This window comes from Stenotrophomonas sp. YJH_SMC_94-11 (assembly GCF_059370435.1).
The window spans coordinates 726,004-750,315 of record NZ_JCAFTR010000001.1; the positions used below are offsets into that span (position 1 = coordinate 726,004).

Sequence of the window (24,312 nt, forward strand, 5' to 3'; positions counted from 1 at the left end):
AAAGCGGGTGGGGGAGGGCCGCGCGGTTACGCGGCCTGTCCTTGCAACCAGACCATCTTGGCGCGCAGTTCCTTGCCCACCTTTTCGATCGGGTGCTCCAGGTCGGCCTGCTTGAACCTGTTGTAGTTCGGCAGGCCCGCTTCGTACTCGGCCACCCAGTTCTTGGTGAAGGTGCCGTCCTGGATGTCCTTCAGTACTTCCTTCATGCGCGCCTTGGTGCCGGCGTCGATCACGCGCGGGCCGCTGACGTAGTCGCCGTACTGCGCGGTCTCGGAGATGAATTCCAGCATGCGCGAGATGCCGCCTTCGTAGAACAGGTCGACGATCAGCTTCAGCTCGTGCAGTACTTCGTAGTAGGCGATCTCCGGCTGGTAGCCGGCTTCCACCAGGGTCTCGAAACCAGCCTGCACCAGCGCCGACGCACCACCACACAGCACCGCCTGCTCGCCGAACAGATCGGTCTCGGTCTCTTCCTTGAAGGTGGTCTGGATCAGGTTGGCGCGGGCACCGCCGAGGCCGGCCGCATAGGCCTGGGCATGCTGCGCGGCCTTGCCGCTGACGTCCTGGTAGACCGCCCAGATGCACGGCACGCCACGGCCGATCTCGTACTCACGGCGCACCAGCGCACCCGGGCCCTTCGGCGCGACCAGCACCACGTCCAGATCGGCGCGCGGCTCGATCATGCCGTAGTGCACGTTCAGTCCGTGGGCGAACAGCAGGCACGCCCCCTGCTTCATGTTCGGCGCCAGCACATCGTTGTAGAGCTTCTTCTGCACCATGTCGGGGGTCAGCACGGCGACCAGATCGGCGTCCTTCACCGCATCGGCGGGCGCGACCACGGTGAATCCATCGGCCTGGGCCTTGGTTTCGGTCGGACCGCCCGGACGCAGGCCTACCACCACGTCGAAGCCGGATTCGCGCAGGTTCAGTGCGTGGGCGCGGCCCTGGCTGCCGTAGCCGATGACGGCGATCTTGGTCTGGGGCAGGTCGTTGGTGCTCATGGGGGAGGTTCCTTGCGGTGGGAAGAAAAAAGAACGGCCGGTCGTCGAGGTGACGTGCCGGCCGGTCAGGGGAAAGCGGTGGAGGGGGCGCCGCGCATCGCACAGGCACAGCCACCACGAGGCGTGGTGCTGCAGGTCCGGGTTGTGCGATGAGCGTTGGTCATGGTGGTTGCGTCTGAAACCAGGTTCTGAAATGAAAAAACCCGCACCGGGGCGGGTGCGGGTTTTTGAAGAGTTCCGGTGTGTCTGTTGCTTACACGCTGGCTCGTCCCGCACCTGTGGGTTGGGTAATAAGTACGAGCACAAGAATCGAACGCAGCGAGGCGGCGCCGATGGCGGCGGCTTCGATGTGGGTTCGCGGTGGCGTGTTGTGATGCAACATGCGATCGAGAGAAACACAGGCGTTTTGGCGGTGTCAACCCTCACGACAGTTTTTTTATCGGTTTCCAGTGAGTCCAGCGAAATCGCTTGCGCCGCAAGGATGGTTGCCACTGAAAGTGTTTCAGTGAACCCGAATTCACTCCTTTCAACACGCTTTTTGCGCGGATTCCGGGTCGCTGTTCGCCATGCTGGGGCGGACCCTGGTCGGCACCTACCGAAAGGCCATCGCCCATGACCTCTGCCCGATACCGCATGAAGGCCGCAGCGGCGAAGATCGCGGAACCACCTTCCACCGGAACCCGACCGTGTCCCGACGCCTTGCCCGCTCCCTGCTCGCCGCCGCCGTGCTGGCTGCCGTGCCTGCACTGTCCATCGCCGCCGACCGCATCACCGGCCACACCTTCGCCACCCGTTCGGAGGTGATCGCCCCGCATGCGATGGCGGCTACCTCGCAGCCGCTGGCCACCCAGATCGCGCTGGACGTGATGAAGGGCGGTGGCTCGGCGGTCGACGCGGCGATCGCGGCCAATGCCGCGCTCGGATTGATGGAGCCGACCGGCAACGGTATCGGTGGCGACCTGTTCGCCATCGTCTGGGACCCAAAGACGCAGAAGCTCTACGGCTACAACGGCTCGGGCCGCTCGCCGAAGTCGCTCACCCTGGCCGAGTTCCAGCGTCGTGGCCTGAAGGACATCCCGGCCACCGGCCCGCTGCCGGTGTCGGTACCTGGCGCGGTCGACGGCTGGTTCGCCCTGCACGACCGTTTCGGTCGCAAGCCGATGGCCGACAACCTGGCGCCGGCCATCCGCTACGCCCGCGAGGGCCACCCAGTGGTCGAGGTGATCGCCTACTACTGGGACCGTTCGGTGCCCAAGCTGTCGCAGTACCCGGGCTTCAAGGAGCAGTTCACGATCAACGGCCACGCCCCGCGCAAGGGCGAGATGTGGAAGAACCCGAACCTGGCCAGCACCCTGCAGAAGATCGCCGACGGCGGGCGCGACGCCTTCTACAAGGGCGAGATCGCGCGCACCATCGGTGACTACTTCAAGGCCAACGGTGGCTACCTGAGCTACCAGGACATGGCCGACCACCACGGTGAATGGGTCGAGCCGGTCAGCAGCAACTACCGTGGCTACGATGTCTGGGAGCTGCCACCCAACAGCCAGGGCATCGCTGCGCTTCAGATCCTCAACGTGCTGGAAGGCTACGATTTCTCGAAGATCCCGTTCGGCTCACCCGAGCATGTGCACCTGTTCGTTGAGGCGAAGAAGCTGGCCTTCGCCGACCGTGCGCGCTTCTACGCCGACATGGCATTCCAGCCGGCGCCGGTGCAGAAGCTGATCTCCAAGGAGTACGCCGCGCAGCGCCGCGCGCTGATCTCGATGGACAAGGCCTTGAAGGAAGTGCAGCCGGGCACACCGAAGCAGCTGGAGGAAGGCGACACGATCTACATGACGGTGGCCGACGCCGACGGCATGATGGTCTCGTTGATCCAGTCCAATTACCGCGGCATGGGCAGCGGCATGGCGCCGCCGGGGTTGGGCTTCATCCTGCAGGACCGCGGCGAGATGTTCGTGCTGCAGAAGAACCATCCCAACGGATACGCACCGGGCAAGCGCCCCTTCCAGACGATCATTCCGGCGTTCATTACCAAGGGGGGCAAGCCGTATGCCAGCTTCGGCGTGATGGGCGGCGCGATGCAACCGCAGGGCCATGCGCAGATCGTGATGAACCTGGTGGACTTTGGCATGAACCTGCAGGAAGCCGGTGACGCACCGCGCATCCAGCATGAGGGTTCCACCGAGCCGACCGGCCAGGCCACGGCGATGACCGACGGTGGTGAAGTGAACCTGGAAACCGGCTTCCCGTATGAAACCGTGCGCGCGCTGATGCGCAAGGGGCATCGCATCGTGTTCGCCGACGGCCCGTATGGTGGCTATCAGGCGATCATGCGCGATCCCGAGACCGGGGTGTACTACGGGGCTTCGGAGAGCCGCAAGGACGGGCAGGCGGCGGGGTATTGAGGTTTCCCGGCCAACGGGCTGAGTCCCCTCTGCGGTGATGGCAGCGATACGGGGCTTAGCCGGGCGGGTGGATCGTCTGGGGGCCGCTGCAAGTACGTCCATGTAAGCTCGGTCGCCGCATCCATGCGGCTCACGCCCCCAGCCAACCCACCCGCCCGGCCACGGACAGTTTCCGTGTCCGTCACCGCAGGAAAAGAAAAAAGAAGAGCAAGAGCAAAGGCAAAGGCAAAGGCAAAGGCAACGGCAACAGCCGCGCGCTGTGTGTTGGGGTCAGATCCGTTTTCCGAAGGAAAACGGATCTGACCCCTTCTTGTTTTCCGATACACATCTTCCACGCAAAGCGTGGAAAACCAACAGTTACCGGGAAACTGTCGGGGGTGGGGCGGTGTGGGTGGGCAGGACCGTTGGCGCCATGGATGGCGCCATCGAGCCCCCATGGATGGGTTCACGGCGTGTCCTGCCCACCCACACCGCCCCACCCAACCAGCAGCAACCCAGAACCGCCTTTGAATTTGACCTTGGCCCTTGCCTGAAAAAGCGGTGCAGCCGCAGGCTGCAAAACACCCTCAATCCTGATCGTGCGCGCGTGCGGCCTCGGCCTGCGTCTCTTCCTGCGCCGCCATCTCGCGTGCGATCCACGCATCGATCATGTGCCGCTGGCGCTGCGCCTGCCGTCGCTCACGCGTGTACTCCTGGTCGAGCACGCGGTACAGCGACACCATCACCAGCACCATCAGCAGCGCGAATGGCAACGCCGCAATCGTGATCATGCCCTGCAGTGCATCCAGGCCACCGGCCAGCAGCAACGCCGCTGCGATCAACGCCACCGCGATGCCCCAGGCCAGCTTGCGCTTCAACGGTGGATCGCCTGCTTCGTCAGTGGACATGCTGGCCAGAACCAGTACCGCCGAGTCGGCCGAAGTTACGAAGAAGATCATCAGCAGTACCAGTGCGATGCACGACAGCAGCAACGGCAGCGGCATGCTGTCGAACAGCGTGAACAGCACCGTCTCGTAGCCATTGCCCAGCGCCTGCACCAGGTCGGCATGGCCGAAGATCTGCGCCCACAGCGCGGTGCCGCCGAACACCGCGAACCAGAAGAAGCCCAGCAGCGTCGGCGCGAGCACTACGCCGATCACGAACTCGCGCACGCTGCGGCCGCGCGAGATGCGTGCGATGAATGAGCCCACGAACGGTGCCCACGAGATCCACCAGGCCCAGTAGAAGATTGTCCAGTCCGCCACCCAGGTGCTGCCGGAGAACGGTGACATGCGCAGGCTCATTGTCACCAGCTGGTTGAGGTAGGAGCCCAGCGTGGTGGTGAACGTATCGAAGATGAAGCCGGTCGGCCCCAGCACGAGCAGGATGGCTGCCAGCAGGGCAGCCAACGCCAGGTTGAAATTGGACAGCCACTTCACACCCCGCTCCACGCCACTGGCGGTGGACGCCATATACAGCACGAAGGCGACGGCAATGATGGTCATCTGCACTGGGACGGTAGCCTGCACGCCGAACACGCGCTCGATGCCGGCGGCGATCTGGATGGTGCCGAAGCCCAGCGTCGTCGCGACACCGATCGCGGTGGCGACCACTGCAGCGATGTTGACCACGCGACCGATCCAGCCGCGATGATGGCGGCCGATGATCGGCTGCAGCATGTCGCTGACCAGGCCACGGCCGTTGCGGTTGAACTGGAACCAGGCCATTGCCAGCCCGATCAGCGCGTAGATGGCCCACGGGTGCAGGCCCCAGTGGAAGAATGCATAGCGCATCGAGGCGCGTGCCGCATCCAGGCTCTGCGGAGCAAGCCCTTCCGGTGGCTTGCTGAAGTGCGAAATGGGCTCGGCGGCGCCCCAGAACACCAGGCCGATGCCCATGCCGGCGGCGAACAGCATCGACATCCAGCTGGCCCGCGAGAACTCCGGCTCGGCGTCTTCGCCACCGATGCGCAGGTTGCCGAAGCGTCCGAAGGCCAGGTACATCAGGAACACCAGGGCCAGGAACACCACCAGCAGGTACAGCCAGCCGATACCGCGGATGAGTTCGCCGAGGATGCTCTGCACCACGGTATTGAAGGGGCCAGGTGCAATACCGGCAAGCAGCACCAGCAGCAGAACCAGTGCGATGGAAACGCGAAACACCATGAAGGAGCTTCTCCGATCAAGGGATTGAGGGGAGCGAGCAGAGCTTGCAGCGAAGGGCCGGCGGCATGCAGCGCGAACCGGGCAGGGGCCGCGTCGGCGGCGAAGGAAGCGTCGGTCGCGGGAGCGCGACGGACGTGCACGTTACTGAACGCGACGTCATGGTTCTGTTAACGAACAGCGATTGGGGTCAGATCCGGAAGCGGGCGGTCTATGCTCTAATGCACGCCAAGAAGCGGGGGTACCGAGGCCACGTGGCCACGGTTGAGACAGTCCCTTGGAACCTGATCCGGCTCATACCGGCGTAGGGAAGCTTTGCAATGCAGCCGTGCCCGGACTCCGCCCAAGGACCGTCCGGGCGCGGTCGCAGTGCGCCGCCGCTTCGTCCCTGACCTTTCTGGACGATGCCGATGAACGCACAGCTCTCCGCCCTGCAGCAACAGGCCCAGCAACTCTCCGAATCCGTGACCCGGCCCATTCCCGGCTCGCGCAAGATCCACGTGCCCGGTTCGCGCCCGGATCTGCAGGTGCCGATGCGGGAGATCGCGTTGACCCGCACCCCGACGCTGTTCGGCGGCGAAGAGAATGCACCGGTCACGGTCTACGACACGTCCGGCCCCTACACCGATCCGGACGCGCGTATCGATCTGTCCGCCGGGCTGCCGGCACTGCGTCGCGGCTGGGTGGAGGAACGTGGCGATACCGAGCAGCTCGAAGGCCTGAGTTCGTCGTTCGGGCGTGATCGCGAGCACGACCCGAAGCTCGCTGCCGTGCGCTTCCCCGCCCGCAGCCTGCCGCGCCGTGCACGGGCAGGCGCGAACGTCACCCAGATGCACTATGCGCGGCGCGGCATCATCACGCCGGAAATGGAATTCGTTGCCATCCGCGAGAACCAGCGGCTGGAGACGATCCGCGATGCGGGCCTGCTGCAGCAGCACCCGGGCGAGGCGTTCGGCGCCTCGATCCAGAAGATCATCACTCCGGAGTTCGTGCGGGATGAAATCGCGCGCGGCCGCGCCGTGCTGCCCAACAACATCAACCATCCGGAAAGCGAGCCGATGATCATCGGCCGCAACTTCCTGACCAAGATCAATGCCAACATCGGCAACAGCGCCGTTTCCTCGGGAATCGCCGAGGAGGTAGAGAAACTGGTGTGGGCGATCCGCTGGGGCGGTGACACCGTGATGGACCTGTCCACCGGCAAGCACATCCATGAAACCCGCGAGTGGATCATCCGCAACTCGCCGGTGGCGATCGGTACGGTGCCGATCTACCAGGCGCTGGAGAAGGTCGACGGCCGCGCCGAAGCACTGACCTGGGAGATCTTCCGCGACACACTGATCGAGCAGGCCGAGCAGGGCGTGGACTACTTCACCATCCACGCCGGCGTGCTGCTGCGCTACGTGCCACTCACCGCCAAGCGGGTGACCGGCATCGTCAGCCGCGGGGGCTCGATCATGGCCAAGTGGTGCCTGGCGCACCACAAGGAGAATTTCCTGTACACGCATTTCGAAGAGATCTGCGAAATCATGAAGGCCTATGACGTGACCTTCTCGCTGGGTGACGGCCTGCGCCCGGGCTGCATCGCCGATGCCAATGACGCCGCGCAGTTCGGTGAGCTGGAAACGCTGGGCGAGCTGACGAAGACTGCCTGGAAGCATGATGTGCAGACCATGATCGAGGGCCCCGGCCACGTGCCGATGCAGCTGATCAAGGAGAACATGGACAAGCAACTGCGTGAGTGCGGCGAGGCGCCGTTCTATACGCTGGGGCCGTTGACCACCGATATCGCACCGGGCTACGACCACATCACCAGCGCGATCGGCGCGGCGATGATCGGATGGTTCGGCACGGCCATGCTCTGTTACGTGACGCCGAAGGAGCATCTCGGCCTGCCCAATCGCCAGGACGTGCGCGACGGCATCATGGCCTATCGCATTGCCGCGCATGCAGCCGACCTGGCCAAGGGCCATCCGGGTGCGCAGGTTCGCGACAACGCATTGAGCAAGGCGCGCTTCGAGTTCCGCTGGGAAGACCAGTTCCACCTTGGCCTGGATCCGGAGAAGGCCAGGGAGTTCCATGACGAGACGCTGCCGAAGGATGCGCACAAGCTGGCCCACTTCTGCTCGATGTGCGGCCCGCACTTCTGTTCGATGAAGATCACCCAGGATGTGCGTGACTACGCCGAAGCCGGCATGAAGGAGAAGTCGGAGGAGTTCCGCGCGGCTGGCGCAGAGGTCTACCACCAGGGATGACGAGTAGCCGGGTGCCGGCTGCCGGCCGGCGGCCGGTTGTGCAGGGGCCGGGAGGAGCGCTGGCCAGCGGCCGGCACCACCGCTCATCACGCCGCTCCCCGCTATGCTCCGCGCATCACCCTGGGGGAAGGACACCATGCCCGTTGCCATGACCACCCGTTGGCTGGCCATTGCCCGCCGTCATCCTTCGGCCTGGCTGCTGGGTGCCCAGTTGATCGCGGTGCTGCTGTACCCCGCGCTGGATGACACCGCTGCCGGCCGCGCGGCGCTGGGCATGTTCGGCATGGCGGTACTGGGCCTGGCGCTGTGGGTGGTCCAGCGCAGCCCACTGGGCACCTGGCTGGCACTGCTGCTGGCCATCCCGTCGGTGGTGTTCTCGCTGGCTGGCGCATTGCTCGACCGCAGCGCACTGCTGACCACCGCACAGTTGCTGGAGAGCCTGCTGTACTTCTATACGGCCGGCGCCCTGATTGCCTACATGCTCCAGGACCACAAGGTCACCCGCGACGAACTGTTCGCCGCAGGCGCGACATTCACCTTGCTTGCATGGGCATTTGCGTTCGCATTCGCGGTATGCCAGCAGTGGTACCCGGGCAGCTTCCAGGGCACCGGCGGAGGCTCGCAGCGCAGTTGGATGGAGCTGCTTTATCTCAGCTTCAGCTTGCTGTCTGGAGTCGGCTTGAGTGACGTCGTGCCGTTGCATCCACAGGCACGCGCGCTGGTCATGCTGGAGCAGTTTTCCGGCGTGATGTACGTGGCTTTGGTGGTTTCGCGGCTGGTCGGATTGACCATGTTGCGGCGCATGTGAAAATGAACGCCAGATAAAAATTTCGCGCCCGAAAGGGCGCGAATGATGTCGCAAATTATGTGAATTCGTCGGCGAGAGAGAGCCTGATGTCGACCACGCGATAGGCGAGGTAACTTGCATAGGCTAGTATTCGCGCGCTCGATTGTTTTTGCGGTATGCGCCGATGCTTTGTGCGGAGTCTGGCTTTTCGCTGTTCCCAGGACGGGGCGGTATCGAAGGCAAACACTGCCCGGGACCTGTCTCTACTGTGTAGCAGAAAATGAACAGCAGCGAAATCCAGTTCCCGGTATCCGATCGGATCCGGATAGGAGAGTGCACCGTCACTCTGTCCTCGCGCGAAGTCGAGGTCGTCGGCGCGCGTCGCCCGCGCCGGCTGACGCCGAAGGCGCTGGGCGTGCTGCGCGTGCTGCTGCGGCAGCCGGGTCGCGTTGTCACCCGCGACGAGTTGTTCGCCGAGGTATGGCCGGACACGCTGCCGACCAACGATGTGCTGACCCAGGCCGTCACCCAGCTGCGCAAGGCGTTCAGCAACGACGACGACAACGGCCAGGCCTACATCGAAACCATCGCCAAGACAGGCTATCGGCTTCTGGTCCCGGTGCAGGTGCTGGACGATGCCGAGCCCGTGGCCGCAGGCGTCCCCGACGACGAAGGCATGGCCGCGCAGCCGGTGACCACTGCTGCGTTGCCTGCGCATCCACAGGCAGCGCGCCGCCGCTGGCGCCATATCCGTCGGCGCGTGCTGCTGGTGCTGGGCGTGTTGATGCTGGCCACGCTGCTGGTGTTGACCACGCTGCTGCTGCGTCGTGCACCGGCCGGCAGCTCGCCGGTGGAGGCTGCCGTGGAGAACGGTACGCGGGTGATCGGCAGCCCGCAGCGACCGTATCGGTTGATCACCGCAACCAGCGGCTTCGAAACCTATCCCACGCTGTCACCGGACGGTTCGCTGGTGGCCTATGAGGGCGCCAACGAGGATGGCAACGGCGGTGGCGCGATCAAGCTGCAGACCTCCGGCAACGCGCCGGCGCGCCAGTTGCTGGCGCCACCGGCCGGTGCCGTCGATCGCTTCCCGAACTGGTCGCCGGATGGTCGCGAAATCGCCTTCGCGCGGTTCTCCGCCGACGGCGGCTGCCAGGTACTGATCGCCAGCGCCACCGGTGGCGCACTGCGCCAGGCCACACGCTGCGATGGGACGGAGCTGCTCAGTTTCGACTGGACGCCAGATGGGCGTGGCCTGGTGTTCGGCAGCATGGTCGGTCGCTACGCGCACCGTGGCATCCGCGTGCTGGACCTGGCCAGTGGCCAGTGGCGCGCGCTGGCCTACAGCGTCGACCAGGATGACTTCGACTACGCACCGCGTTATTCGCCTGATGGGCAATGGCTGGTGTTCGTGCGCAACCCGCAGCTGGGTGATCTGTGGCGGGTGCCAGCCGCGGGCGGTACGCCCGAGCAGTTGACCGATGAAGCGGCAGAGCTGCGCGGCTGGGCCTGGCTGGACGATGGCCGAACCATCGTCTTCGGTCGCCGTGTCGATAGCGAGGCGCGGCTCTATTACCTGGACGTCGAGCGGCACACGTTGCGCGATGCCGGCCTGGATGATGCGCAGTGGCCAGCGGTCTCGCGACGCGGTGGCATGCTGGCGTTCGTCCACCGGCGCGCGCAGTTCGGCGTGTTCAAGGTGCCGATGCAGGGCAGCGGCACGCCCGAGCGCCTGTTCGCCTCCAGTGGCCGCGATGGGCAGCCGATGGCAGCGCCTGATGGCCGCCAGCTGGTCTTCACCTCCGATCGTTCCGGCAGCTTCGCCCTGTGGTGGGCGGACATGCAGCGACCGGATTCGCTGCGTCCCATCGAAGGGCTGCGGCCGGAAGCGCGGCAGGCGCCTGACTGGTCGGCCGACAGCCGGCAGTTGCTCGTGGTTGGCCGCGATGCGCATGGGCGCACGGTGCTCTATGAAATCGCGCCACGCGATGAACGCCTGCAACCCTTGCCGGTTCCGGCCGAACAGCCGTTGCAGGCACTGTATGGCGCCTCGCCGCAGCAGCTGTTTGTGGTCGAGCGCGATGCCGACCAGCGCACGCGGTTGAGCCTGTTCGATCGCAGCGTCCAGCCCTGGCGCCGATTGGCCAGCATCGATGGGGTGTCGCAGGCGCGCTTTGACCGGAGCAGTGGCCGCGTGTTGTTCACCCGCTTGGCCGCCGGTGGCCTGTGGTCGGCGGATGCCGCGTTGTCCCCGGCCAGCGTGCAGCAGATCAGCGATGACCGGCCCAGCCGCTGGCGATACCGGGCCTGGACCGTGACCGGCAACAGCGGCATCGGCTACCTCGGTACCTCGACCACGTGTGGCACCACCTTCGTGCGCATCCAGCCCGGCCGGGAGGAGCCGGAACGTTGCCTGGACGCAGAACGGCTCAGCGCCGGCAACGGGCTCAGTGCCAGCGCCGACGGAAAGGACCTGTTCGTGGCGATGGCGGTCAGCGATGGCGCTGACATCGGCGTGATGCGGTTGCCCGAACGCCCGCCTGCACTGTTCCCCGCATTCTCCAAGTTGTTGTTGTTCAAGGGAAATGGGCCTTCGTAATTTCTTCGTCGGGATCTCGTCGCGAATTCGTGGCGATCTCGTCGGACCTTCCTGACGCAGTGCCGCCTGATTTGGCAAAACGGAGTCCTGTACTAGGCAAATCCGTGGTGCCCCCATGCGTCAACTCTCGCTGGCCGATCGCGGCCAAACTGTTTCCCTGGACCGGTCGCTCGACGACGTCGCACCGACCTGCCTGGGCGTGGCCCGGCTGGGCAGCCTGCAGACCGCCGGCTCCAGCTTCACTGTCTGGATGCAGGTGCGTGGCAGCTCGTGGGTCGAGGCCAAGGAAGGGCGCTTCCGCCTGCGCCAAGGCGAGTGGATCGCGTTCGAGAAGGAATCGCGGCCGCTGGTGCAGGCCGGTCGCAACGGGTTGTGCGTTGGCCTGAACCTGAACATCGAAGCGCTTCGCGTGCTGACCGAGATGGCCGACTGCGGCCTGTATGCAGGTCGTGGCCGGATGAACCGCACTGATGCGCGCGTGGCGCTGCGCCTGTGGCGCGATGCGCTGGCCAGCGGCCAGCCGGCGCAGGCCCTGCGCCCGCTGCTGCTGCACCTCGCGGGCCTGCAGCGCGGCCTGGCCGACAACGTGCAGCGCTGCCCGGGCCGCTCGCGCAGCCGCAAGCGCCAGGTGTTCGGCCGCATGCAGCGCGCGCGCCTCTATCTGGAAGGCAACAGCCACCGGGTGGTGCGCATCGGCGAACTGGCCGAGCTGACCAACTTCTCCAGCTGGTACCTGTCCAAGACCTTCCAGAGCCTGTACGAGGAAAGCCCGCAGTCGCTTTCGGCACGGCTGCGCCTCGAACGCGCCGCTGATCTGCTGCGTGACACCGACATGATGGTGGGCGAGGTCGCTGCCGCCAGCGGTTTCGACAACTGCTGCAGCTTCGCGCGTGCGTTCCGCGCCCGCTACGGCCAGTCCGCATCGCGCTTCAGGGAGAACGGCGGCTTGCTCCCGCCACAATCCGCAAAGTCTCCGGTTGGTTCGCGCAAATACAGCGCTGCAACGCAATCGTAACGTGCTGGGGTGTTTTAACACGCTGCTAACACGTACCTTGGAGAGATAGATGAACGTTCGTAATCCCGCAGTGCGGTTCGGCTTGCTGCCGGCCGGCATTGCGCTGGCGCTGGCGCCGGCCTTTGCTTCGGCGCAGGAAGCAAAGGGCACCACCGACCTGGACCGCATTTCGGTCACCGGCTCGCGCATCCGCGGCGCCTCGGTGGAAACCCAGCAGCCGATCCTGACGATGACCCGCGAATCCCTGGAAAAGCAGGGCTTCTCGAGCGTCGCCGACGTGCTGAACAACCTGACCTCGGCCGGCTCCCCGGCCATCTCGCGTTCGGAGTCGCTGGCTTCGGGCGAGAACGTGGGCGGCTATTACGTCGACATCCGCAACCTGGGCGCCGAGCGCACCCTGGTGCTGATGAACGGCAAGCGCCTGGGCGCTTCGACCTCGGGCCTGCAGGACCTGAGCCAGATCCCGATGTCGGCCGTTGAGCGCATCGAGATCCTGAAGGATGGCGCCTCGTCGATCTACGGTTCCGACGCCATTGCCGGCGTGGTCAACGTGATCACCCGCAAGAACTTCGATGGCGGCGAAGCCAACGTCTACGTCGGCCAGTACGGCAAGGGCGACGGCGACACCGAAACCTATTCGATGACCCTCGGTGCCCGCGGCGAACGCGGCAGCCTGACCCTGTCGGCCGAGTACTCGAAGCAGGATCCGGTGTGGGCCAAGGACCGCTGGTACAGCCGTGACGGCTCGCTGGGTCCGAACTCGACCTCGGCTGACTGGAGCCCGATCAGCCAGAACGGCAGCTGGTGCAACCCGGCGCTGTACGACTGCACCAAGTCGAGCGCTGTGTGGCAGACCCTGAACCCGGGTGGCAACCCGAAGAACCCGAACGACTACCACGCGATCACCGAAGACGAGTTCGCCAACTCGAACGAGCAGATGACCCTGCTCACCGGTGTGAAGCGCAAGTCGGTCTACATCAACGGCACCTACGACTTCACCGATTCGATCAGCCTGAACACCGACGTGCTCTACAACGAGCGCCAGACGTTCCAGCAGATTGCCGGTTACCCGTACCAGTCCGCTTCCAACTCGATCAAGACCCCGTTGTCGGCTGCCAGCGCCTTCAATCCGGTCGGCCAGGACGTCAGCTTCCGTCGCCGCCTGTGGGAAGTGCCGCGTACCACTGACAGCCAGCTGAAGACCCTGCGCTTCGCTCCGACCCTGACCGGCTTCTTCGAGCTCGGCGGCAAGACCTTCGATTGGGATGTCGGCGCGCTGTGGAACCGCAACGAGTCGATCAAGAGCAACCGTGGCGACATGAGCCTGATCGGCGCGCGTCAGGCCCTGGGCCCGTCGTTCATCGATGCCGGCGGCGTTGCCCGCTGCGGCACCGCGGCCAACCCGATCCTGGGCGACTGCCGCCCGTGGAACCCGCTGCTGCCGTACGGCGTTGATGGCCAGGGCTCGCTGGCGAACCAGGAGCTGCAGGACTTCCTGTTCCCGACCTTCACCACCCGTGGCGTCACCAAGACCACCAGCTTCACCGCCAACCTGTCGGGTGCCATCGTGACCCTGCCGGCCGGCGACCTGGGCTTCGCCCTGGGTGTCGAGCACCGCAAGGAAGAAGGCAGCTACGTGCCGGACGCCTTCGCACAGTCGGGCCAGTCCACCGGCCTGGGCCAGAAGCCGACCCGCGGCCAGTACGATCTGAACGAGGTCTACCTCGAACTGAACGTGCCGCTGCTGGCCGACATGGCCTTCGCCAAGGAACTGACCCTGAACGTTGCCAGCCGTTACTCGGACTACAGCAACTTCGGTGGCACCACCAACAGCAAGTTCGGCCTGACCTGGCGTCCGCTGGATGAACTGCTGGTCCGCGGCACCTACGCCGAGGGCTTCCGCGCTCCGACCATCAGTGACCTGTACGGTGGCCTGAGCTCGAGCTTCGAGTCGTACATCGATCCGTGCGGCGTGAAGGCTCCGGGCAGCGTTGCCGGCAATGCCGCGTGCTCCGGCGCGGGCGTGCCGGCCAACTACGTGCAGCTGGGCCAGGCAGGCAAGGAATGTTCGACCCTGCCGTGCCAGTCGGGTGACCAGTTCATCTCGGGTGCCAACCCGAACCTGAAGCCGGAAACCTCCAAGAGCACCACCTTCGGCCTGGTGTGGAGCCCGCGTTGGGTGCAGGGCCTGGACGTCTCGCTGGATTGGTACAAGTACGAAATCAGCGACATGATCATCGCTGACAGCGTCGACCGCATCCTGCGTGACTGCTACGTGCTGGGCAACTCCGAGCGTTGCTCGAGCGTGACCCGTGCGGCTGACGGCCACGTCAGTGCGATCACCTACGGCACCGCCAACCTCGGCAAGATGGAAACCGAAGGTTACGACCTGGGCATCAAGTACCGCCTGCCGGAACTGGCCATCGGTCAGTTCAGCATCGACTGGACCACCAGCTACACCGCCAAGTACGACGAGCAGCGCCAGAACAGCGACGGCGACAACATCATGGTTGGCCGCGTCAGCGAGCCGGGCCTGTTCCGCGTGCGTTCGAACCTGGGCGTCAACTGGCAGTACGGCGATTTCGGTGTGAACTACACCGCGCGCTACTACTCCGGCATGAAGGAAAGCTGCATCTCGCTGGCTGACGGCTGGTGCGATGCGCCGAACCACATGGCCAACGGCGAGACCGATCCGCTGCGTCACACCGGCTCCAACACCTTCCACGACCTGCAGGTCAGCTGGAAGGCACCGTGGGATGCGACGATCGCCCTGGGCGCGAACAATGTGTTCGACCACAAGGGTTCGCTGCAGTACTCGGCTCCGAACTCGGCGTTCGCCTACTACGGCGGCTTCGATGTGGGTCGCTTCCTGTACATGAAGTACACCCAGCGCTTCTGATCCATCGAAGTGCGGTAGCAACACGAGGAGGGCGGGCCGCTAGGTCCGCCCTCTTTTTTGTAGGGGAATTCCGGAAACTGTTGGAAGGTGAGCGCAGTCACGGTCCCGTCGTGTCGCAATCGACACAGTCAGGAGGTCCAATACCGGACGCTTGCATGTGGAGAGGGGTATGAAGAACACGTTGCTGCGCCAGGCATCGGCGGCTGCATTGATCTATGCAACGCTGGTGGGCGCGGTGTTCGCGCAGGGCCTCGGTGTCTGTGGTGGCGGGCTCTATTGCGAAGAGTTCCGCCAGCAGTGCCTGGCCAGTGGCAAGTCACCGGTCATCTGCGAGTCGCAGTACCGGCGTTGCGTGCAGGATGCCTGCGGTATCCGCTGACAAGGAAAGGGCGCACCGTGTGGGTGCGCCCTCTGTCGTCCGGACATCATCCAGCACGCTCAGGCGTCGCTGGGCACCAGTCCCATCAGTGCATTGGCGTGCTCGCGCCATTGCGGCAGTTTGTTCAGCACGCCTGCACGCTGCAGGTAGTCCTCGTCCACCGGGTCGCCATTGACCAGTGCCAGGGCCACGTGCACCGCGCCGGTCACCCAGAAGCTGCGGGTGTTGGCGCGCTGCGGCTGCAGGTGGAAGGCCACCGCTTCGATGATCGGCATCGGCAGGCCCCACAGGCCCAGCAGGTAGGCGCCGGCCTCGGCATGGCCTGGGCGGGCATCGCTGGCCAGCGCGGGCTCGCTGCGCTCGTTGCGCACGCCGGGCAGCAGCAGGCCGATGTCGGCCAGCAGTGCGGCGGTCGCCCCCAGTTCGGCGCTGGACTCGGGCAGCAGGCGTGCGGCCAGCCGGGAGGCGAGCAGTGCGCGCTGCTGCAGTGAGTTGCGCTCGGCAGCCGACAGCGTCGGCGCGGAGAACACTTCGCTGGCCAGCACCAGGTCACGCAGCGTGGCCAGGCCCAGCCGGGTGACCGCGGTGCGCAGGTCGGCAATGGTGCGGCCCTGGCTGAAGAAAGCCGAGTTCGACAGTTGCAGGACCTTGGCCGCGATGGCCGGATCGGCGGCGACCAGCTTGGCCACATCGGCACTGTCGGTATCGTCATCATGTTCCAGGGCCTGGGTCAGGCTCAGGTACAGGTGCGGTGGCGATGGCAGTTTCTCGATACGGCCGATGGCATCGCGCAGGCGCGGGCTGTCCAGCACTTCGCGCAGTTCTTCCAGGCTGGTCAATGCCTCCAGCAGCACTTCCGGCGCCAGCGGCAGCGGCAGGAAGCGGTGGGCGACACCGATCAGGCGCGCCGGCGGCGGGCGGTTGCCATGGTGTGCATCGACCAGCGCGATGCGGATGGTTTCCGGGCGCAGTGTCCGGATCTGGCCCAGCAGCGTGGTGGCATTGAGATCGGGCAACTGCGGGCAGACGATCACCGCGTCCACGCCCTGCGTGGCCACCGCGGTCATCGCGGTCTGGCCATCGGCGGCGGTCAGCGGCTGCCAGTCTTCCCCAAGATCGGCAATGAATTCGGTCAGCTCAGCCGGCAGGCTGGCTGCATCCCCAACAAGCAGAATACGCACGACACGTTCCCCTGGCTGTCTCGACGATGGATGTCGATGACGTGTGAAGTGACGCAATTTACCTAATACGGCAGCAAGAGTGATGTGCCGTCATCATGAAACGTGACCCGCATCGCTCCGGCGGGGTATCGCCGGAGCGATCCGGTTCAGGCTCAGGCCTTGCTGTCGAGATGGCGCTGGTGCGCCTCGATCAGGATCTGCTTGGCCTCAGCGGCGCCACCCCAACCGTCCAGCTTGACCCACTTGCCCTTCTCCAGGTCCTTGTAATGCTCGAAGAAGTGGCCAATGCGCTCCAGCCAGTGGCTCGAGACCTGGGCGATGTCTTCGACGTGGGCGTAGCCGCTGAAGATCTTCGAGACCGGCACGGCCAGGATCTTCTCGTCGCTGCCTGCCTCATCGCTCATCTTCAGCACGCCGACCGGACGGCAGCGCACGACCGAGCCCGGCACCAGCGGCAGCGGCAGCACCACCAGCACGTCGGCCGGATCGCCGTCGCCACACAGGGTGCTCGGCACGTAGCCGTAGTTGCACGGATAGCGCATCGGGGTGGACAGGATGCGGTCGACGAAGATCGCGCCGGTTTCCTTGTCCACTTCGTACTTCACCGGCTCCGAGTCCTTCGGGATCTCGATGATGACGTTGATTTCTTCCGGCGGGTTCTTGCCGGGCGAGACGAGTTCCAGGCCCATGGTGTGCTCCAGGTGGGGGTATAGACGGATAGCTCACCATTTTATGCCTTTGCCGGGCGCTGTGCAGGGTAGGGCTGGGCCGACCTGCGCGCCCGCCTCCGGCGGAGCGGGTGGGGCGGGGTTTCCCGATGGGTTCGACCCGGTCCCCGCGGCAGGCTGGACGTCCTTGCCAAGGAGACTTGCCATGAACTGGAACCGTTTGGGCTGTTGTGCCTTGCTGCTGCTGCTGGCGCCGTTGCCCGCGCTTGCGCGCGGGGTGCATGTCAATCTGATCGACTATCCCTCCGACGAGGCCGGATGGGACCGGGCCTTTGCCCTGGAGGACGCGGTCGCCGGTGAATTCGCCGCATGGTGCGCCGACACCTTGTGTGAAGGTGATTACAGCAACTACCGGGTGATGGAGTTCCGCTGCGCCGTGCTCGCCCACCGCGGCACCGTGCAGCGCTGTGTCTGGGTGGTGGCCGCCAGCGAGCTGGAGGTTGAGCCCGACACGGGACACGTGCGGATCGACAACGGGAGCTGGGTCTGTCCGGTCGAAATGCAGCCCGGGGTGCCCGTCGACGCGTTCTACGCCTCCCTGGAAGCGCCGGGTGGCCTGATCGCCCCTCTGCCCGGGCTTGGCCATGGTCTCTTCGATGGGCTGCCTGAATGCCTGCGCACGCAGGGGAGGGTGGGCTGATGGGGAGCTTCTGCAAATGCTGGCTGTTGTGCTGCGTGCTGTCTGTCAGCCTGCCGTTCACCGGCGTCGCGCAGGCTGCGCCTGCGTTCGTCGATGCGCGGGATTACTCCGGCCCGGGGGGCGGCCACGAGCGTTTCCTTGCTGCCGAGCGGCAACTGGTGCGTGGCTTCGATGAGGTGTGTGGCGATACCTTCTGCGAGGGGCAGTACATCAATCTGTGGGCCATGCGCCTGCGCTGTTCCGTGGAACAGGCCACGGGAGTGGTTATCCAGTGTGTGTGGACCTTCGCCGGTAGCGACACGCGGGTACAAGCCAGCGGCCGCATCAACGTCAACCGTGGCCGCTACGCCTGCGTGCTGCCACTGGCTGCCGGAACACGCCTGGAAACCCTGCTGCAGGTGTGGGAAGCGGGAGACGGGTTCGATGCGTTGCACGCGCCGCTGCCCGGCACGACAGCCAATACCTACGACGCACTGGTTGATTGCCTGTAGTCCCGGCATCAATAAGAATGTGACTTATTTGCATTAACGGAGTAGCATGCGCGGCGCCCCGTCTGTCGTCCCGGCTCCGCGCATGTCCTCCAATGCCGCCACGCTCACCGAACTGCTGATCCGCGAGCGGCCAGCGCTGCTGCGTCGTGTGCAACGGATACTGGGGGGCGACAGCGGCGCCGAGGACGTGATCCAGGCGGTCTGGTTCAAGGCCCGTGGGGTCGATGACAGCCAGGCCATCGACAATCCGCGGGCCTATCTGTATCGGCTGGCCGCCAATCTGGCCACTGACCACGGCCGCGAATCGAGCCGCCGCAACCGGCTGCTGGTCGACCACTACCTGTGGGGGGCCGACGAGGTGATCTCCACCGAGGAGCAGGCCATGGCACAGGATGAGCTGCAGCGGGTGCTCGATGCGGCGGGTCACCTGCCGGAGCCGACCCGCACCATCTTCCGGCTGAACCGCCTGCAGGGCCTCACGCAGGCCGAGATCGCACGCCGCCTGGGAGTGTCGGTGACCACCGTCGAGAATCATGTGCGCTCCGCGCTGCAGCGCCTGGCCTGGGCGCGCAGCGGTCGATGAGCGCGCCGGCTTGGGGCTGGCCTTCGCGCAGACGTCTTGATCACTGGACCGTGGATGCGGTCTAGTTCCCCGCCCGCGCTTGAATGCGCCTGTCCGCCAGCCGATGAGCCCGCCGAACATGCTGCCCGCCGCCAATGATGACGCCCTGGCCGAACAGGCCCGGGACTGGATCGCGTGGCTGGCCTCGGGTGACATCAGCGATACACGCATCCAGGCGTTCGAGCACTGGCTGCAACAGCCGGGGCACCGCAGGGCCTTCGAACACGAGCGCGCGTTGTGGCGCAGTGTCGGGCCGCGCCCGCAGGCCGGGTCCAGCGGACGACGACGGCCACATCGACTGCGCTGGGCGATGGTTGTGGCGGCGATGCTGGCGATGCTGGTGGCATGGCCGGAGGCGTGGCTGCGCCTGCAGTCCGATCATCGCAGCATGCATCAGGTGCAGCACGTGCGGCTGCCCGATGGCAGTCGCGCGGTGCTGGATGCGGACAGTGCGATTGCCGTGCGCTTCAATGCGAACGCCCGTGAGGTCGAGCTGCTGCGCGGGCGCGCCTGGTTCGAGGTCAGCCCGGATGCACAGCGGCGTTTCAGCGTGCGCGCCGGCAATGGCCTGGTCGAGGATATCTCGACCGCGTTCACCGTTGCGCGTGGCGACGACGGGGTGGAAACCCAGGTCGGGCAGGGCAGGGTGCGCGTGGCCAGCCCGGCCGACGGTGGCTGGACGTACCTGCAGCAGGGGCAGCGTGCCGTCTACACTGAACATGGCGGAGTCATGCGACGGGCTGACGTGACCGCCGACAGCGTCGGCGCCTGGCGCCAGGGCGAGCTGCTGCTGGAGCAGGTCCCGGTTGCCGATGCGGTGCAGTGGGTGGGGCGCTATCGCGCGGGGCCGGCCTTCGTGCGCGGTGATCTGTCACGTCTGCCTGCAGTGAGTGCTGCGTTGCGCATCGACCGCCCGGAGCAGGCATTGGATGCACTGGCGGCAACGGCAGGTCTTCAGGTTATTCGTCTTCCATTCGGCGTCGCCATCGTGCAGTAGATCCACGCCACGCGTGGATGAGCGTTCCTGTGCCGACCAACGGTCGGCAACCACGGCGCCCCGTCGGCATCCCCCGCGACCGCAAATCGCTCTTGGGGTTGTCGCGCGCCCAGCCGTCTTACCCGGCGAACGTACCCGCCGTCGCCACGTACGTCGCCGTGTCCGCCCGTGTTGCGGATGACGCCGCGTTCGCGGCACCGATTACCTGACAGGTTCTTCCATGTTCGACTCCCACCGTTCGGGCCGCGTACTGCGCCCGTCCCGTCTGTGCATTGCGTTGCTTGCCGCCGGGCTGGCCAGTACGACGCTACCCGCACTGGCGCAGAGCGCCCGCAGCGAGCACGCGGCTGTACTGCGCTTTGATATTCCTGCACAACCGCTGGATGAGGCCCTGCGCAGCTACATGCGCCAATCCGGCGTGCAGGTGGTGTACCCCGCATCGCTGGCACACGGCGTAACCTCCCACGCGGTCAGCGGCAGCCTGTCGGCCGGCCAGGCGTTGCAGCGCCTGCTGCAGGGCAGTGGCGTGGCGGTGCGCCGGGTCAGCGCCGATGCGGCCACTCTGGGGGCAGCAACGCCGGTGCGGGCCGATAGCGGTGTGATTGTCACCGACACGCTGAGTGTGGCCGGCGACCGCGTCGACAGCGGTGCGAACAACGACGAAGCGCGCCTGCTCGACAGCTATCGCAGCGTGGGTTCGACCACCACGCTCGACCGCACGCATCTGGAGCGTTTCCGCGGCACCTCCAACGGTGACATCGTCAAGGGGGTGGCCGGTGTCACCGCCGGTGATCCGCGCGTGGGCAACGGCTTCGACGTCAACATCCGTGGCATCCAGGGCCAGGGCCGCGTACCGGTGATCATCGACGGTGGCCAGTCCAGCATGGACACCTACCGCGGCTATGCGGGCCAGTCACAGCGCACCTACCTCGACCCCGACCTGATCTCCAGCCTGACCATCACCAAGGGTCCGAGCCTGCAGGCCAACGCGTCCGGTGGCATCGGCGGCGTGGTCGAGATGGAGACGTTGAAGATCGGTGACGTGCTGCGCGAGGGCCGCGACTTCGGCGTGCGCGTGCGCGGTGGCCTGGCCAATGGCAGTGCCAACAACCTGCCGTCATACAGTGCGGCGCCGCGCAGCGATCGCAGCGCTACCGGCAGCCAGTTCTTCAACGTGGCCGGTGCCGGTCACTGGGGCCGCTTCGACCTGGTTGCGGCCTACGCGTACCGGGACAACGGCAACTACTTCTCCGGCAAGCATGGCTACGATGATTTCCCGCAGACGCGGCGCACGCTGGCGCCGCTGAATCCGCCGGGCACCGAAGTGTTCAACACTTCCTCGCGCTCCAAGTCGGCGCTGCTCAAGGGCACCTGGCGCATCGATGACACGCAGAGCCTGGAAGCCGGCTACCGCCGCTATGAAGGCACGGCCGGCGAGATCATGGCCTCGCAGATCATCCGCGTCGACCGTGACCGCATCCCGCAGTGGGACCCGGGCCACGTCGACATGGACAGCTACACCCTGCGCTATCGCTTCAACCCGGACAGCGGGCTGATCGACCTGCGCGTCAACGCTGCGTACACCGACACCGACAGCGTGATGTACAACAGCCTGACCGGCATCACCCCGTGGTACTTCGACCGCCGCACAGAGTGGTATGACGCGCCCAGCTTCAGTGGCGATCCCGGTTACAAGGATGCCTACCGCAATCCGTTGCGGCAGAAGCGCTTCGGCCTGGATGCCAGCAATACCTCCAGGTTCGACACCCGCGCCGGTGCGTTCACGCTCGACTACGGCCTGTCCTACAGCGACGAAGACATCGCCCCGGGCAGCTCGGGCCCGATCATGCACGATGACCTGGTCAACAACCGCTTCCTGCGTAATGCCGAGCGCAAGGAATACAGCGCCGTGGCCGCGCTGAAGTGGCAGCCCGACGAACACTGGGAGCTGCTGGCCGGTGGCCGCTGGAACCGGGTGGACGTGCACGACCGCAACCGGCTGGCCACGCCCGATGCCTACGAGGTGCAGGGCCAGTACCGCTACACCGAGCTGCTCAGCGGCAACCCGGCACTGCCCTCGTGGCGCGCCAAGCGCATCGCGTTGCTGAACTGGTATCCGGATGCCAACGGCAACTTCACCCAGGCCTCGCTGCTGGCCTCGCCGTACAAGAAGGGTACGGTGGGCGACATCGCCGGCTGGAACTTCTACGACGCCGGCAAGCCGCAGGATCTGGAAGTGCCGGTCAGCTGGAGCTGGTCGCAGCCGATCCGCCGTCGCGACACCGCGTTCTCGCCGACCGCCAGCGTGGCCTACCGTTTCAGCGAAGACACCCTGGTCTACGTGAAGTACGCCGAAGGCACCAAGCTGCCGAGCCTGTTCGAGACCACGCTGGGCCTGTTCACCGCTGCCAAGCCGGTCGGTGAGCTGAAGCCGGAGCGCGCGCGCAGCTGGGAAATCGGTGCCAGCACCCTCCGCTACGACCTGTTCACCGCTGGCGACCGCCTGGCGCTGAAGCTGGCGTACTTCGATACCCGCATCGACGACCTGATCACCCGTGACTACCGCACGCTTTCGGCCGGCCTGATCCGCAACGTCGATCAGTTCAAGGTCTCGGGCATGGAATTCCAGTCCAGCTATGACAGCGGCAAGGTCTTCGCCGACCTGTCCGCGCATTACTATTTCAAGGCCAAGACCTGCGCGCCGGACATCGCCGCCGAGCGTCGTGCCTATGGTGCGCAGCGCAGGAACGACGAGCTGGCCAATACACCCAACTGCGTGGACGGTGGCTTCGAGGGCTCGTACACCAACACCCAGAACCCGCCGCGCTACACAGTCAACCTGATCCTGGGCTCGCGCCTGTTCGACGAGCGCCTGACCTTCGGCACCCGCATGGTCCACAACGCTGGCCCGATCAGCGAGTTGGACAAGGACTGGAACGTGGGCCTGTCGGCGATCCAGCAGCTGTACCGGCCGAACACCTTGATCGACCTGTTCGCCAGCTGGAGCTTCAACGACCAGCTGTCGGTGGAAGCCGGCGTCGACAACCTGACCGACCGTTACTACCTGGACCCGCTGGCCCTGGGCGTGATGCCGGCACCGGGCCGCACCGCGCGGTTGGCGTTGACCTGGAAGTACTGATCGATCGCGGATGAGCGGTGGGGTCGGATCCCTTTCCTGCGGAAAGGGCTCTGACCCCAGCGAGCGTGCGTAACCCGCTTACAGCCCGGTCGCCGCCTTCACCGCATCTTCGTGCAGCGACTCGTTCAGCTCATCCACCACGGTGGTCCATGCCGCATCGGCCTGCAGCGACTCGGCCAGGAACTGGCGCTGGGCATCGTTCCAGTAGGGCGCCTCGACGACTTCGACGTCGGTGGCCAGCTGGTGCTCGCGGATGAAGCGGGCGATGCCTTCGGCGCTGGCGTCCAGGCCCAGCTGCAGGAACAGGTTGGTCATGCGCGGTTCGGTGGTGATCATCATCGGTTCCGGGTGGAAGAAGGGGATGGCCCCATTATCGGCACACATGGGCTTGGGGAAACCCCCGCGGCGGACGTCTACAGCAGGACGACCCTCCTGGCATTCCCCCATGAACGCACACATCGCTCCCGAAGACAGCCGCAGCCTGCGGCTCAAGGCCGCCACCCGCGACAGCCACGGTGCGCTGGACAAGCGCATCATGGCCGGTGACATCTTCGCCGACCGCAGCAACTTCGCCCGTTTCCTGCGCGTGCAGTATCGCTTCCACCGCAGCATCGATGCGCTGTATGCCAACCCTGCCCTGGACGCATTGCTGCCCGATCTCGGAGAGCGCCGGCGCCTGACACAGGTCGCACGCGACCTGCAGGACCTGGAGCAGGCCCTGCCTGGCGCGGACATTGACGCGCTGCCCTCGGACCTCGCGCTGCCGACTGCGTTGGGTTGGCTGTACGTGGCCGAAGGCTCCAATCTCGGTGGCACCCTTCTGTACAAGATGGCGGCCAGGCTCGGCCTGCACCGTGATTTCGGCGCCCGCCACCTGGCCGCCCATCCCGATGGCACAGCGCGCCACTGGCGCGAGTTCACCGCTGTGCTGGACGCGGTGCCGCTGAGTGCCGAGCAGGACCAGCAGGTGATCGATGCAGCCGACGCTGCGTTCCGCAGCGTGTACCGCCACGTCGAAGTGGAATTCGCCTGA

18 protein-coding genes and 1 riboswitch are annotated in these 24,312 nt (G+C 65.7%); of the genes, 13 read left to right on the plus strand and 5 right to left on the minus strand.

Going from position 1 to position 24,312, the window contains the following annotated elements; genetic code table 11:
* Nucleotides 1–26: 26 nt before the first annotated feature.
* The gene (gene ilvC, locus AC5P74_RS03260) at nucleotides 27–1,001 is read right to left on the minus strand and encodes a ketol-acid reductoisomerase (protein ID WP_495204795.1); all 975 of its coding nucleotides are present in this window, start codon (nucleotides 999–1,001) and stop codon (nucleotides 27–29) included.
* Between the two features lie 686 nt (nucleotides 1,002–1,687).
* Here ilvC and ggt point away from each other — a divergent pair.
* Nucleotides 1,688–3,406, plus strand: a complete 1,719-nt coding sequence (gene ggt / locus AC5P74_RS03265) for a gamma-glutamyltransferase (RefSeq protein ID WP_495204796.1) — start codon at nucleotides 1,688–1,690, stop codon at nucleotides 3,404–3,406.
* Nucleotides 3,407–3,972: 566 nt separating this feature from the next.
* On the opposite strand, the gene AC5P74_RS03270 is transcribed toward ggt, so the two are convergent.
* The gene (locus AC5P74_RS03270; RefSeq protein ID WP_049413309.1) at nucleotides 3,973–5,550 is read right to left on the minus strand and encodes a BCCT family transporter; all 1,578 of its coding nucleotides are present in this window, start codon (nucleotides 5,548–5,550) and stop codon (nucleotides 3,973–3,975) included.
* A gap of 224 nt (nucleotides 5,551–5,774) precedes the next feature.
* Nucleotides 5,775–5,876: riboswitch (TPP riboswitch) on the plus strand.
* 81 nt (nucleotides 5,877–5,957) lie between these two features.
* On the opposite strand from AC5P74_RS03270, the gene thiC reads away from it, so the two are divergent.
* The 6 genes from thiC (at nucleotide 5,958) to AC5P74_RS03300 (ending at nucleotide 15,481) form a co-directional block, all read left to right on the plus strand.
* Nucleotides 5,958–7,802: a phosphomethylpyrimidine synthase ThiC gene (thiC, locus tag AC5P74_RS03275; protein ID WP_171957459.1), complete on the plus strand. Its 1,845-nt coding sequence runs from the start codon at nucleotides 5,958–5,960 to the stop codon at nucleotides 7,800–7,802.
* Nucleotides 7,803–7,938: 136 nt separating this feature from the next.
* A complete protein-coding gene (locus AC5P74_RS03280; protein ID WP_050562719.1) occupies nucleotides 7,939–8,610 on the plus strand; it encodes an ion channel in 672 nt (223 codons plus the stop codon).
* A gap of 259 nt (nucleotides 8,611–8,869) precedes the next feature.
* Nucleotides 8,870–11,188: a winged helix-turn-helix domain-containing protein gene (locus tag AC5P74_RS03285; protein WP_171957460.1), complete on the plus strand. Its 2,319-nt coding sequence runs from the start codon at nucleotides 8,870–8,872 to the stop codon at nucleotides 11,186–11,188.
* Between the two features lie 115 nt (nucleotides 11,189–11,303).
* A complete protein-coding gene (locus AC5P74_RS03290) occupies nucleotides 11,304–12,203 on the plus strand; it encodes a helix-turn-helix transcriptional regulator (RefSeq protein WP_053497516.1) in 900 nt (299 codons plus the stop codon).
* Between the two features lie 49 nt (nucleotides 12,204–12,252).
* Complete coding sequence (locus AC5P74_RS03295) at nucleotides 12,253–15,102, plus strand: TonB-dependent receptor plug domain-containing protein (RefSeq protein WP_053497514.1); 2,850 nt, start codon at nucleotides 12,253–12,255, stop codon at nucleotides 15,100–15,102.
* Nucleotides 15,103–15,271: 169 nt separating this feature from the next.
* Nucleotides 15,272–15,481 (plus strand): hypothetical protein, encoded by a 210-nt coding sequence (locus tag AC5P74_RS03300; protein ID WP_032955995.1) that lies wholly within the window; start codon nucleotides 15,272–15,274, stop codon nucleotides 15,479–15,481.
* Nucleotides 15,482–15,540: 59 nt separating this feature from the next.
* On the opposite strand, the gene AC5P74_RS03305 is transcribed toward AC5P74_RS03300, so the two are convergent.
* Nucleotides 15,541–16,662, minus strand: a complete 1,122-nt coding sequence (locus tag AC5P74_RS03305) for an HDOD domain-containing protein (RefSeq protein ID WP_171957461.1) — start codon at nucleotides 16,660–16,662, stop codon at nucleotides 15,541–15,543.
* Between the two features lie 152 nt (nucleotides 16,663–16,814).
* Nucleotides 16,815–17,351, minus strand: a complete 537-nt coding sequence (gene ppa, locus AC5P74_RS03310; RefSeq protein ID WP_005410935.1) for an inorganic diphosphatase — start codon at nucleotides 17,349–17,351, stop codon at nucleotides 16,815–16,817.
* A gap of 184 nt (nucleotides 17,352–17,535) precedes the next feature.
* On the opposite strand from ppa, the gene AC5P74_RS03315 reads away from it, so the two are divergent.
* The 5 genes from AC5P74_RS03315 to AC5P74_RS03335 all read left to right on the plus strand — a co-directional run bounded on the left by AC5P74_RS03315 (nucleotide 17,536) and on the right by AC5P74_RS03335 (nucleotide 23,279).
* A complete protein-coding gene (locus AC5P74_RS03315; RefSeq protein ID WP_070489729.1) occupies nucleotides 17,536–18,030 on the plus strand; it encodes a hypothetical protein in 495 nt (164 codons plus the stop codon).
* A 35-nt stretch (nucleotides 18,031–18,065) separates the two neighbouring features.
* Nucleotides 18,066–18,521: a hypothetical protein gene (locus AC5P74_RS03320; protein WP_171957463.1), complete on the plus strand. Its 456-nt coding sequence runs from the start codon at nucleotides 18,066–18,068 to the stop codon at nucleotides 18,519–18,521.
* Nucleotides 18,522–18,603: 82 nt separating this feature from the next.
* Complete coding sequence (locus tag AC5P74_RS03325; RefSeq protein WP_053497507.1) at nucleotides 18,604–19,104, plus strand: RNA polymerase sigma factor; 501 nt, start codon at nucleotides 18,604–18,606, stop codon at nucleotides 19,102–19,104.
* A 103-nt stretch (nucleotides 19,105–19,207) separates the two neighbouring features.
* Complete coding sequence (locus AC5P74_RS03330; protein ID WP_053497505.1) at nucleotides 19,208–20,140, plus strand: FecR family protein; 933 nt, start codon at nucleotides 19,208–19,210, stop codon at nucleotides 20,138–20,140.
* 220 nt (nucleotides 20,141–20,360) lie between these two features.
* Complete coding sequence (locus AC5P74_RS03335) at nucleotides 20,361–23,279, plus strand: TonB-dependent receptor (RefSeq protein WP_346607704.1); 2,919 nt, start codon at nucleotides 20,361–20,363, stop codon at nucleotides 23,277–23,279.
* Between the two features lie 78 nt (nucleotides 23,280–23,357).
* Here AC5P74_RS03335 and AC5P74_RS03340 read toward each other — a convergent pair whose 3' ends face one another.
* Nucleotides 23,358–23,615 carry a DUF2789 domain-containing protein gene (locus AC5P74_RS03340; protein ID WP_032954498.1) on the minus strand — a complete coding sequence of 86 codons (258 nt, stop codon included), beginning with the start codon at nucleotides 23,613–23,615 and terminating at the stop codon, nucleotides 23,358–23,360.
* Nucleotides 23,616–23,724: 109 nt separating this feature from the next.
* Here AC5P74_RS03340 and AC5P74_RS03345 point away from each other — a divergent pair, with 109 nt between their 5' ends.
* Entirely contained in the window at nucleotides 23,725–24,312 is a 588-nt protein-coding gene (locus tag AC5P74_RS03345; protein WP_053497501.1) for a biliverdin-producing heme oxygenase, read from the plus strand.

Coding starts and splice junctions, on each gene's coding strand:
- thiC (WP_171957459.1), top strand. CDS start 5,958: ATGAACGCACAGCTCTCCGCCCTGCAGCAACAGGCCCAGCAACTCTCC.
- AC5P74_RS03270 (WP_049413309.1), bottom strand. CDS start 5,550: ATGGTGTTTCGCGTTTCCATCGCACTGGTTCTGCTGCTGGTGCTGCTT.
- AC5P74_RS03315 (WP_070489729.1), top strand. CDS start 17,536: ATGAACTGGAACCGTTTGGGCTGTTGTGCCTTGCTGCTGCTGCTGGCG.
- AC5P74_RS03300 (WP_032955995.1), top strand. CDS start 15,272: ATGAAGAACACGTTGCTGCGCCAGGCATCGGCGGCTGCATTGATCTAT.
- AC5P74_RS03330 (WP_053497505.1), top strand. CDS start 19,208: ATGAGCCCGCCGAACATGCTGCCCGCCGCCAATGATGACGCCCTGGCC.
- AC5P74_RS03335 (WP_346607704.1), top strand. CDS start 20,361: ATGTTCGACTCCCACCGTTCGGGCCGCGTACTGCGCCCGTCCCGTCTG.
- ppa (WP_005410935.1), bottom strand. CDS start 17,351: ATGGGCCTGGAACTCGTCTCGCCCGGCAAGAACCCGCCGGAAGAAATC.
- AC5P74_RS03345 (WP_053497501.1), top strand. CDS start 23,725: ATGAACGCACACATCGCTCCCGAAGACAGCCGCAGCCTGCGGCTCAAG.
- ilvC (WP_495204795.1), bottom strand. CDS start 1,001: ATGAGCACCAACGACCTGCCCCAGACCAAGATCGCCGTCATCGGCTAC.
- AC5P74_RS03280 (WP_050562719.1), top strand. CDS start 7,939: ATGCCCGTTGCCATGACCACCCGTTGGCTGGCCATTGCCCGCCGTCAT.
- AC5P74_RS03285 (WP_171957460.1), top strand. CDS start 8,870: ATGAACAGCAGCGAAATCCAGTTCCCGGTATCCGATCGGATCCGGATA.
- AC5P74_RS03295 (WP_053497514.1), top strand. CDS start 12,253: ATGAACGTTCGTAATCCCGCAGTGCGGTTCGGCTTGCTGCCGGCCGGC.
- AC5P74_RS03290 (WP_053497516.1), top strand. CDS start 11,304: ATGCGTCAACTCTCGCTGGCCGATCGCGGCCAAACTGTTTCCCTGGAC.
- AC5P74_RS03340 (WP_032954498.1), bottom strand. CDS start 23,615: ATGATCACCACCGAACCGCGCATGACCAACCTGTTCCTGCAGCTGGGC.
- AC5P74_RS03325 (WP_053497507.1), top strand. CDS start 18,604: ATGTCCTCCAATGCCGCCACGCTCACCGAACTGCTGATCCGCGAGCGG.